Origin of the sequence: Streptomyces sp. NPDC021093 (genome assembly GCF_044333135.1) — a bacterium.
Taxonomy (GTDB): domain Bacteria; phylum Actinomycetota; class Actinomycetes; order Streptomycetales; family Streptomycetaceae; genus Streptomyces.
This window is the reverse complement of sequence record NZ_JBIRQJ010000007.1, coordinates 643,004-652,004: the sequence shown is the minus strand read 5'-3', so window position 1 is coordinate 652,004 and position 9,001 is coordinate 643,004. Positions and strand designations below refer to the sequence as shown.

General features: G+C 70.0%; 9 protein-coding genes and 1 rRNA gene. 9 read left to right on the top strand and 1 reads right to left on the bottom strand.

Annotation, left to right across the window (positions count from 1 at the left end; translation table 11 throughout):
* The 9 genes from rrf to ACH4SP_RS24970 form a co-directional block, all read left to right on the top strand.
* Window positions 1–93, top strand: a 5S ribosomal RNA gene (gene rrf, locus ACH4SP_RS25010); the annotation flags it as partial.
* A gap of 74 nt (window positions 94–167) precedes the next feature.
* On the top strand, window positions 168–812 hold the full coding sequence (locus ACH4SP_RS25005; protein WP_398417743.1) for an HAD family hydrolase: 645 nt from the start codon (window positions 168–170) through the stop codon (window positions 810–812).
* A gap of 102 nt (window positions 813–914) precedes the next feature.
* A complete protein-coding gene (locus ACH4SP_RS25000; protein ID WP_398417742.1) occupies window positions 915–2,135 on the top strand; it encodes an MFS transporter in 1,221 nt (406 codons plus the stop codon).
* On the top strand, window positions 2,104–3,279 hold the full coding sequence (locus ACH4SP_RS24995; RefSeq protein WP_398417741.1) for an acetoin utilization protein AcuC: 1,176 nt from the start codon (window positions 2,104–2,106) through the stop codon (window positions 3,277–3,279). The genes ACH4SP_RS25000 and ACH4SP_RS24995 overlap by 32 nt, the downstream gene beginning before the upstream one ends.
* Window positions 3,280–3,626: 347 nt before the next feature.
* The gene (locus ACH4SP_RS24990) at window positions 3,627–4,442 is read left to right on the top strand and encodes a phosphatase (RefSeq protein ID WP_398417740.1); all 816 of its coding nucleotides are present in this window, start codon (window positions 3,627–3,629) and stop codon (window positions 4,440–4,442) included.
* Window positions 4,443–4,571: 129 nt separating this feature from the next.
* Window positions 4,572–4,784 (top strand): helix-turn-helix domain-containing protein, encoded by a 213-nt coding sequence (locus ACH4SP_RS24985; RefSeq protein WP_398417739.1) that lies wholly within the window; start codon window positions 4,572–4,574, stop codon window positions 4,782–4,784.
* Window positions 4,785–4,913: 129 nt separating this feature from the next.
* Window positions 4,914–5,012 carry a 30S ribosomal protein bS22 gene (locus tag ACH4SP_RS24980; RefSeq protein WP_003948845.1) on the top strand — a complete coding sequence of 33 codons (99 nt, stop codon included), beginning with the start codon at window positions 4,914–4,916 and terminating at the stop codon, window positions 5,010–5,012.
* Between the two features lie 213 nt (window positions 5,013–5,225).
* Window positions 5,226–6,341, top strand: a complete 1,116-nt coding sequence (locus tag ACH4SP_RS24975; protein ID WP_398417738.1) for an NAD-dependent epimerase/dehydratase family protein — start codon at window positions 5,226–5,228, stop codon at window positions 6,339–6,341.
* A 1-nt stretch (window position 6,342) separates the two neighbouring features.
* Window positions 6,343–7,413: a lysophospholipid acyltransferase family protein gene (locus ACH4SP_RS24970; protein WP_398417737.1), complete on the top strand. Its 1,071-nt coding sequence runs from the start codon at window positions 6,343–6,345 to the stop codon at window positions 7,411–7,413.
* A 204-nt stretch (window positions 7,414–7,617) separates the two neighbouring features.
* Here the strand turns inward: ACH4SP_RS24970 and ACH4SP_RS24965 are convergent, their stop codons facing one another.
* Complete coding sequence (locus ACH4SP_RS24965) at window positions 7,618–8,853, bottom strand: DUF5667 domain-containing protein (RefSeq protein ID WP_398417736.1); 1,236 nt, start codon at window positions 8,851–8,853, stop codon at window positions 7,618–7,620.
* Window positions 8,854–9,001: the final 148 nt, after the last annotated feature.

Here is a 9,001-nt window from a genome sequence, read left to right as displayed (position 1 = left end):
ACGCCCGGTTACATTCCGAACCCGGAAGCTAAGCCTTTCCGCGCCGATGGTACTGCAGGGGGGACCCTGTGGGAGAGTAGGACGCCGCCGAACAAATTTTAAAAAAGCCGCTGCCCCCGAGTCTGTTGACTCGGGGGCAGCGGCTTTTTTGCGTTTATGGTCAGTTCATGCGCTACGAACTGGTGATCTTCGACAACGACGGCGTGCTCGTGGACAGCGAGCCGCTCGCCAACCGGATTCTCTCCGGGTACCTGACCGAGCTCGGGCACCCCACGACGTACGACGAATCCCTGCGGGACTACATGGGAGCCGCCGTGCACCGTGTGCACGACCTCATCAGGGAGAGGACCGGACAGGAACTGCCGACGGACTTCGAGCAGACGCTGCACCAGAGAATCGTGGCCGGTTTCGAGCGGGAGCTTCAGCCCGTGCCCGGAGTCGAGGACGTCCTGGGCGGCCTGGTCGCCGACGGGGTTCCGTACTGTGTGGCCTCCTCGGGGAGTCACGACCGGATCAGGGCAGGGCACCTGAGGACCGGGCTCGACGAGTGGTTCGAGGAGGAGTGGCTGTTCAGCTCCGAGGACGTGGGGAAGGGGAAGCCGGCGCCGGATCTGTTCCTGTACGCGGCCGAGCGGATGGGGGTGGCGCCCGAGCGGTGTGTGGTGGTCGAGGACAGTCCGCTCGGGGTGGCGGCGGCACGGGCCGCCGGGATGGACGTGTACGGGTTCACCGCGATGACGCCCGTCGAGCGGTTGGACGGAGCCAACGGGTACTTCTCGGACATGAAGGAACTGCTCGGGCTGCTCGACTGAGAGCGGGGCGGGGCCGGCCCGGATGGGGTGCCGGAAGGGGTGCCGGATTGGGTGTGTGATCCATCTACCCATGGGTAGTCCGGGGTCGTACTCTCACCGTTCATGACAGATGCGCGCCTGCGGCACGGCAGGGCTTCCTTGGCGTTGAGCTTCTTCGCGCAGGGCCTGGCCTTCGCGATCCTCGTGACCCGAATACCGGCGCTGCAGAAGCAGTACGGGATGTCGGACGCGGTGCTTCCGATCTTCCTGGCCGCGGTGCCGATCCTGGCCGGGGCGGGGAGCTTCGTGGCCGAGGCGTTGGCGAAACGGGTGGGGCCGGCGCGGGTGCTGCGGTGGTCCCAGCCGGTCGTGCTGCTCGCCCTCCTCGGTGTGGGGGCGGGCCGCGAGATGTGGCACGTGGCGCTGGCGCTCGGGGTGTTCGGGCTCGCGGTGGGCATGCTGGACGCCTCGATGAACATGCTCGGGGTGAGCCTTCAGCGGGCGTACGGGCGCAGCATCATGCTCGGTTTTCACGCGGCGTACAGCCTCGGGGGGATCGCCGGGGCCTCGTTGGCCTGGGTGGGGGCGCACTGGGAGCTGTCGCTCCTGGTGTCGTATCTGCCGGTGGTGTGTGTTCTGGTGCCCGTGGTGCTGGTGGGGAGCCGGTGGTACGTGGACGCGGTGGCAGGAGAGGGGCAGGGGGCCGTCGCCGCCGGTGCCGGGGTCGGTGCGAAGGGGGCGGGGGGCTTCTCGTTCAAGCTGTTGCTGCCGCTGTGCATGGTGATGGCCTTCGCGTACATCGGCGACTCGACGGTGTCGAACTGGAGCGCCAAGTACCTGCAGGACGTGCTGGGTTCGTCGGAGGCGCTGGCGACCGTTCCGTACAACGTCTACATGGTGACGACGCTGCTCGGGCGGGCCGTGGGGGACTTCGGGGTGCGGCGGTTCGGAGCGGTGGCGGTGGTGCGGTGCGGGGCCGTTGTCGCCGCTGCGGGGTTCGCGGTGGTGGCGGCGGCTTCCGGGGCGTGGCTGGGGATGGCTGGATTCACGCTGCTGGGGCTCGGGTTGTGCGTGATCGTTCCGCAGACCTTCGCGGCGGCGGGGCGGATGTTTCCGGCCCACAGTGATGTGGCGGTGGCTCGGCTGAACGTCTTCAACTACGTGGGATTCCTGGTCGGGTCGCCCTTGGTGGGGGCGATCGGGGACGCGTGGAACTACCGGGGGGCGATGCTCGTGCCGATGGTTCTGGTGCTCGTGACGCTGGTGTACGCCCGGTCGTTCGAGGCCGAGGGCGACCGATACGGTGGCGGGCATGAGCGGCCGCGCACTGTTGATGTGGGATGACGCCGTCACGGCGTACAACTTCGGGAAGAACCATCCGATGGATCCGGTCAGGCTCGCGCTGACCATGGGGCTGGTACGGGCCTACGGGCTCGACGGGGCGGTGGAGATGGTGGCCGCGCCGGCGGCGGGGGACTCCACGTTGCAGCTCGTGCACCGGGAGGACTACGTCGCGGCGGTGCGGGCGGCTTCGAGGGCGCCGCGGGACGCGGATCAGGCGTACGGGCTGGGGACCGACGACGATCCGGCCTTCGTGGGCATGCATGAGGCGTCCGCGCTGATCGCCGGGCAGTCGGTGGGGGCCGCGGAGGCGGTGTGGCGGGGCGACGCGTCGCACGCGGTGAACTTCGCGGGCGGACTGCACCATGCGATGCCGGGGGCTGCGGCGGGGTTCTGCATCTACAACGACGCGGCGCTGGCGATCGCGCGGCTGTTGGAGATGGGTGTCGAGCGGGTCGCGTACGTCGATGTGGATGTGCATCACGGGGACGGTGTGCAGACGGCCTTCTGGGACGATCCGCGGGTGTTGACGATCTCGTTGCACGAGCACCCGAGGTTGTTGTTTCCGGGGACGGGGTGGCCGGAGGAGACGGGTGGCGAGGGCGCCGGGGAGGGCAGCGCGGTGAATGTGGCGCTGCCGGCGGGGACCGGGGACGCGGGGTGGCTGCGGGCCTTCCATGCGGTGGTGCCGGAGCTGTTGGCGGATTTCCGGCCGCAGGTGCTGGTCAGCCAGCATGGGGCGGATACGCACTTCGAGGACCCGTTGGCGCATCTGGCGGTGTCGCTGGACGCTCAGCGGGCGGTGCAGGCGGCCTGTCATGAGCTGGCGCACGAGTACGTGGAGGGTGCGCGGTGGATTGCCCTCGGGGGCGGGGGATATGCGGTGGTGGACGTGGTGCCGCGGTCGTGGACGCATCTGGTGGGGATCGCGGCGCATCGGCCGGTGGATCCGGAGTCGGTGATTCCGGCCTCTTGGAAGGACGAAGTCTTCGCGCTGACGCGGGAGTTGGGGCCGGGGCGGATGACGGATGGGCGGACGGTGGCCTGGCGGGGGTGGGAGGAGGGGTACGACCCTTCGGATCGGGTGGATCAGGCGGTGGTGGCGGTGCGGAGGGCGGTGTTTCCGTTGAGGGGGTTGTTGGCGTAGGGGGGTGGGGGCTTCCCCCTGCGCTCCCCCTCCTTGCCGGCTCCGGTTCGGCGTGCCGGTCGGGCGGGAGTGGGCGTGGGCCGGGGTGGGCGGGGGTGCTCCGCGTGGGGGCCGCCCCCTTGCCCACCCGTTCCGCCCCCGGGGGCGGCCCCGCTGCCCAAGGAGACGGCGGGAGCGGGTGAGGGGCGGCCCCGCTGCCTAAGGAGACGGCCGGGGGGGGAGAGCGGGTGAAGGGGCGGCCCCGCTGCCCAAGAGGGCTAGGGGCTGGGGGGTTGGGGGTTAGGCCAAGGGTGTGGGTGGGGTGGGGTTTTGGGGACAGGGGGTGGGGGGTTCGGGAGCATGGTGGGGTGTTGAGGAGCGGGGCGCTCAGGGCGCATTTGGTGCAGGCCGGATTGGCGGGGGTCGTGGCTACTTCGCGGGAGGCGAGTCTGCGGAGTTATCGGGCGTTCGGGGCGGGGGATCCGCGGGTGTTGTTGGGGCTGGAGCCCGAACGGGGGTGGGGGGAGGGGGAGTTGTTGGAATTGATGGCGGAGAGGTGCGGGGTGTCGGCGGATCCGGGATATCGGGTGGGGCCCGATGTCATTGATCCGGAGCGGACGTTGGTGGCGCTCGATGCCTTTGCGGAGAGGGTGGGGGAGGCGGCAGGGAAGGGGCTCCCGGTGCTGTTCGGAACCGGGCATCCGCACCGCCTGACGGCGTTCTACGGCGGCTTGGCAGACGCTTTGTCGGCGGCGGGGTGTGAAGTGCTCACCCCCGCGCAGGGGCGCCGTGTCGACATAACGACCCGGTTCGGCGTACGTACGTACAACCTTGACTACGTACGAGGAGTCGCGCTGGTGCGAGAACCCGGCGCACGGGGGAGCACGAGTGACACCGGCGTGCACTCCCATTCCCCGCTCCCGGTTCGGGTGGTTCTGGAGGCTGCGGCAGAGGGTGGAGGGCCGCTTCCGGGGCTGGTTGTGGGGGACCACGGATGGGTCTGCGGTGCAGGTCAGCTGGGGTTTGAGGCGATCGGGTTGGCGGATGTGGACGACCCCGCGCTGTTCGTCGGAGAGGCCGAGGGGCAGGTGTCCGTGGTCGTTCCACTTGATGACGGTGTGCGGTCTGATTACTACCGACCGCTTACTCGCTATGTACTCAATCGAGCGTGTCTGTCACGGTAGCGGGCCGATCGCATCTCCTCTTCCCCACTCGCATCACACGCCCCTAGTCTGGGGAGTGAGCGCACAGCGACGAAGAGTCACCGGAAGGGGAAGCCGGTGCGCGTCATGTGCGGAAGGTACAGGTGGGTCATGACTGCTGCAGGCGAGAGGCCTCTCAACGAGGTCAAGTTTCTGACCGTGGCGGAAGTCGCCTCGGTGATGCGAGTGTCGAAGATGACCGTGTACCGCTTGGTGCACAGCGGTCATCTGCCGGCGATCCGGGTGGGCAGGTCTTTCCGGGTTCCGGAGCAAGCGGTGCACGAGTACCTCCGCGAGTCCTTCGTGGGGGTGGAGACGGCTTAGATTCCCCTCGGATTACGTCACTCACTCGGTGGCGGGTAGGCTAGGCCCTTGCTAGGTCGTGTGGGCCCAGACGCCCCGCACCGATCTCCGCTGACGCGGAGGTGTTCCGAGTAGTGAGCGAGGGTAGTCGTGGGCTCTGTTATCAAGAAGCGGCGTAAGCGGATGGCTAAGAAGAAGCACCGCAAGCTGCTGAAGCGCACTCGCGTTCAGCGTCGCAACAAGAAGTAAGCGACAGCTGTACGCAATACGGAGCGGCCCCTTTGCCAGCAATGGCAAAGGGGCCGCTCTGCGTTGTGGGCGGCGGTGTTACGGGGCCTGTGGCCGAGTGTGCTGTGCGGTCATCACAGCGCAACATCCAAGCGCTACGGTGGCTCTCAGGGGACCCGGGGAGACTCGGGGAGACCCGGGGGAGCCCGGGGAGACCGAGGGAAGGCGCTGATCTTGGGCAAGGTCGTGCTCGTCACAGGTGTGGCCCGGCAGCTGGGGGGCCGCTTCGTGCGGCGCGTGCAGCGGGACCCCGAGGTGGACCGGGTGATCGGGGTCGATGCCGTTCCGCCCGAGCACCATCTCGGCGGGGCGGATTTCGTCCGGGCGGACATCCGGCAGCCCGCGATCGCCCGGGTTCTCGCCGAGTACGGGGTCGACACGGTCGTCCACATGGACGTGACCGGGACCCCGCTGGCCGGTGGCGGCGGCCGGACCACGGTCAAGGAGACCAACGTCATCGGCACCATGCAGTTGCTCGGCGCGTGCCAGAAGTCGCCGGCCGTGCAGCGCCTGGTCGTGAAGTCCAGTACGAGCGTGTACGGGTCCGCCTCGCGCGATCCGGCCGTCTTCACCGAGACGACGTCCCCGAAGGCGCTGCCCAGCGGCGGCTTCGCGAAGGACGCCGTCGAGGTCGAGGGGTACGTCAGGGGCTTCGCGCGGCGGCGTCCTGACGTGGCGGTGTGCGTGCTGCGGTTCGCGAACATCCTGGGGCCGTGTGCGGACTCGCCGCTCGCCGACTACTTCTCGCTGCCCGCGCTGCCGACGGTGCTCGGGTACGACCCGAGGCTCCAGTTCGTGCACGAGGACGACGTGGTGGAGGTGCTGCGGATCGCCGCGCACGAGCCCCGGCGTTCCACGCTGAACAGCGGGACCTTCAACATCGCGGGCGACGGGGTGCTGCTGCTGTCGCAGTGTGCGCGCAGGCTGGGGCGGCCGACGGTGCCGTTCCTGCTGCCCGCCGTACGGTGGGTGGGGTCCGCGCTGCGGACGGTGGGGATGAGCGACTTCTCGCCCGAGCAGATCCGGCTGCTGACGCACGGGCGGGTGGTGCGGACCACGCAGATGCGCGAGACGCTCGGCTTTGAACCCAAGTACACGACCGTGGAGGCCTTCGCGGACTTCGCGCGCAGCCGGGGCGGGGGGCTGCTGCCGCCCGAGATGCTGGCGTCCGCCGTGGACCGGACCGCCGCTTTCGTCCGCCGGAACGGCCCGAACGGCCAGGACCAAGTGAACGGCGAGAACGGCCAGGACCGCCAGAACCGTACGGAAGAACCCAAGGAGCGCATCTGACATGGCCGATGCCAAGGTCATCCCCTTCGGCGACGAGCCGCGGTCGCGGCGGGGCACCGGGGCCGCGCGCCCGGCCTCGGGGAAGCGCGGCGCCGGCGGCCGGAAGAGCGGGTCAGCGGCGGCCGGCGGGGGCGCCGCGCTCGCGCCCGTACCGGAGCAGCAGGGGACGTCCCCCGAGGCTCCCGAGACGCCCGAGGTCCCCGCGGCGGCCCCCGAGGCCGTCGAGCAGGGCGGCGGCTGGGACCGGCGGATCGCGGGCGGTCTCGCCTTCCTGCGGCGGCGGATCACCGGGGACTACGAGGTCGACGAGTTCGGGTACGACAAGGAGCTCACCGACCAGGTCCTGATGTCGATGATCCGGCCGTTCTACGAGAAGTACTTCCGGGTGGAGGTGAAGGGCATCGAGAACGTCCCCGCCGACGGCGGGGCGCTGATCGTCGCCAACCACTCCGGGACGCTGCCGCTGGACGGGCTGATGCTCCAGGCGGCGGTGCACGACGAGCATCCGGCGGGGCGGCACCTGCGGCTGCTCGCCGCCGACCTCGTCTTCGTACTGCCGGTGGTGAACGAGCTGGCGCGCAAGGCCGGGCACACCCTGGCGTGCGCGGAGGACGCGCAGGCGCTGCTGGAGCGCGGCGAACTGGTCGGGGTGATGCCCGAGGGGTTCAAGGGGATCGGGAAGCCGTTCAGCGACCGCTACAAGCTGCAGCGGTTCGGGCGGGGCGGCTTCGTGTCGACCGCGATGCGGGCGGGGGCGCCGATCGTGCCGTGCTCGATCGTGGGCGCGGAGGAGATCTACCCGATGATCGGGAACGCGAAGACACTGGCCCGGGTGCTGGGCTTCCCGTACTTCCCGATCACGCCGACGTTCCCGTGGCTGGGGCCGCTGGGGGCGGTGCCGCTGCCGACGAAGTGGACGATCCAGTTCGGCGAGCCGATCGAGACCAAGGGGTACTCGGCGGAGGCGGCGGAGGACCCGATGCTGATGTTCAACCTGACGGACCAGGTGCGCGAACAGATCCAGCACACGCTCTACAAGCTGCTGGTGCAGCGGCGGTCGGTGTTCTTCTAGGCCGGGGCCTTCTGGGCCGAGGGGCTTGCCGGCTCAGGGGATGGGCTGCAGGTCGGCGGACGGAGTCCGGCGCAGCTGTCCGAAGCCCGCGCAGCGGTGCGAGGACAGCAGACGGAGGGGCCAAGCTGCTGGTGCAGCGGCGGTCGGTCTTCTTCTAGGCCGAAGAGAGCGAACCGGCCGCCGCTGCACGGCAGTTGCTGGCGATTACTGCTTGCCGAGGTCCTCGCCGTCGATGCCCAGGCCCGGGAGTACGTCCGGGAGGATGGGCGGGATCGTGACGTCGGGGACGGTCGGGTTCTTGCCGGGGTCGCCCGGCTTGCCGGGTGCGGCGGGCGGGGCGGGCTTGCCGGACGGGGGGTCCAGCAGGTCGCCCGCGCCGCCGATCAGGCCTTCGGACGGCTTGCCGTCGGAGGTCGCGGGCGGTGGGCTGCCCGGTCGGCCCTGGTGGGGGCTGCCGGGGGTGGAGCCGGGTGCGGCGGGGCGCGTCCCGTCGTAGCGGTGGGGGGTGCCGGGGCGGTCCTTGTGGGCGCCCGGGGCGGCTGGCTTCTGGTCCGACTGCGGAAGCTTGGGCAGCAGCGACCGCAGCGGTCCGACCTCCTGGTCTATGGCGTCGAAGACCGAGCTCACCTGCGAGCCCACGTCGCCGAGCTGGGCGGGCAGCAGACCGCGCAGACTGCTCCAGCTGTCGCGGTGGGACTGGGCGAACGCGTCCAGGGCCTGGATGGGGCCGATGTTCCCGTCTCTCTCGTACGCCTCGTGGAGCAGCCGGTGGCCCTCGCCCACGTCGTGCTTCATCCCGGTCAACGTGCGTCTTACTTCGCCCAGTTGCTCGTGGTCGAGGTCGGCTGCCCTGCCCCGTTCCATGAGGCGTCGGGCCTCCTGGAGCCTGGTGGACGCCTGGTCGAGGTAGATCTGGCCCCGGTCGGACTCGTCGTCCGCCATGGTGAGCTTCAGATCTTCCATGCCGCGCTTGAGCCCGTACAGCGAATCACCGGGGAGGGCGTTGGAGCTGGCAGCGGCTACGCCGCCGAAGGCTCCGCCGACCACACCCACGGTGAGTCCGCCCGCCGCCAGGCCTTTCGACCAGCGGGAGCGGGGGCGCAGTTTGCGGAGGGCGGTCGCCCGGTGGGCGCCCCGCCCCGTGCGCTGTTCGGGCACTTGAGGGCCCGTGGGGCCCGCTGCGGTGCCTTCCAGCATCATGGCTTCCATGGCGGCGACGAGCTGGGCTCGTTGCACCACTTTGACCTCGGGGTCCATCTTCGGTGCGGGCAGGCCGCCCAGGTCTGTGACCAGGGACAGCAGTGCTCCCTGGTCAGCAGGCCTTTCGGCTGCTCCGGCCGTACCTTCGGGCTGTTCGGCCGCCGTGCCCTGGAGTTCCTGGTCCTCCAGGGCCTGGGCGAAGGCGTTGGCCCGCCGGTGCGCCGATACATTCGCGATCACTGGCGGCACCTCCTCTCGTCATGACGATCGACTCCCCGGGTGGTCCGGAAGGTTGCACGCCATGAGCGCATCCACACGATTGGGTGAGTGGCTGCGGGCATGGCGTGACCGCAGGGAGCCTGCATTCCGCACAACGAGCCTCTGGGCA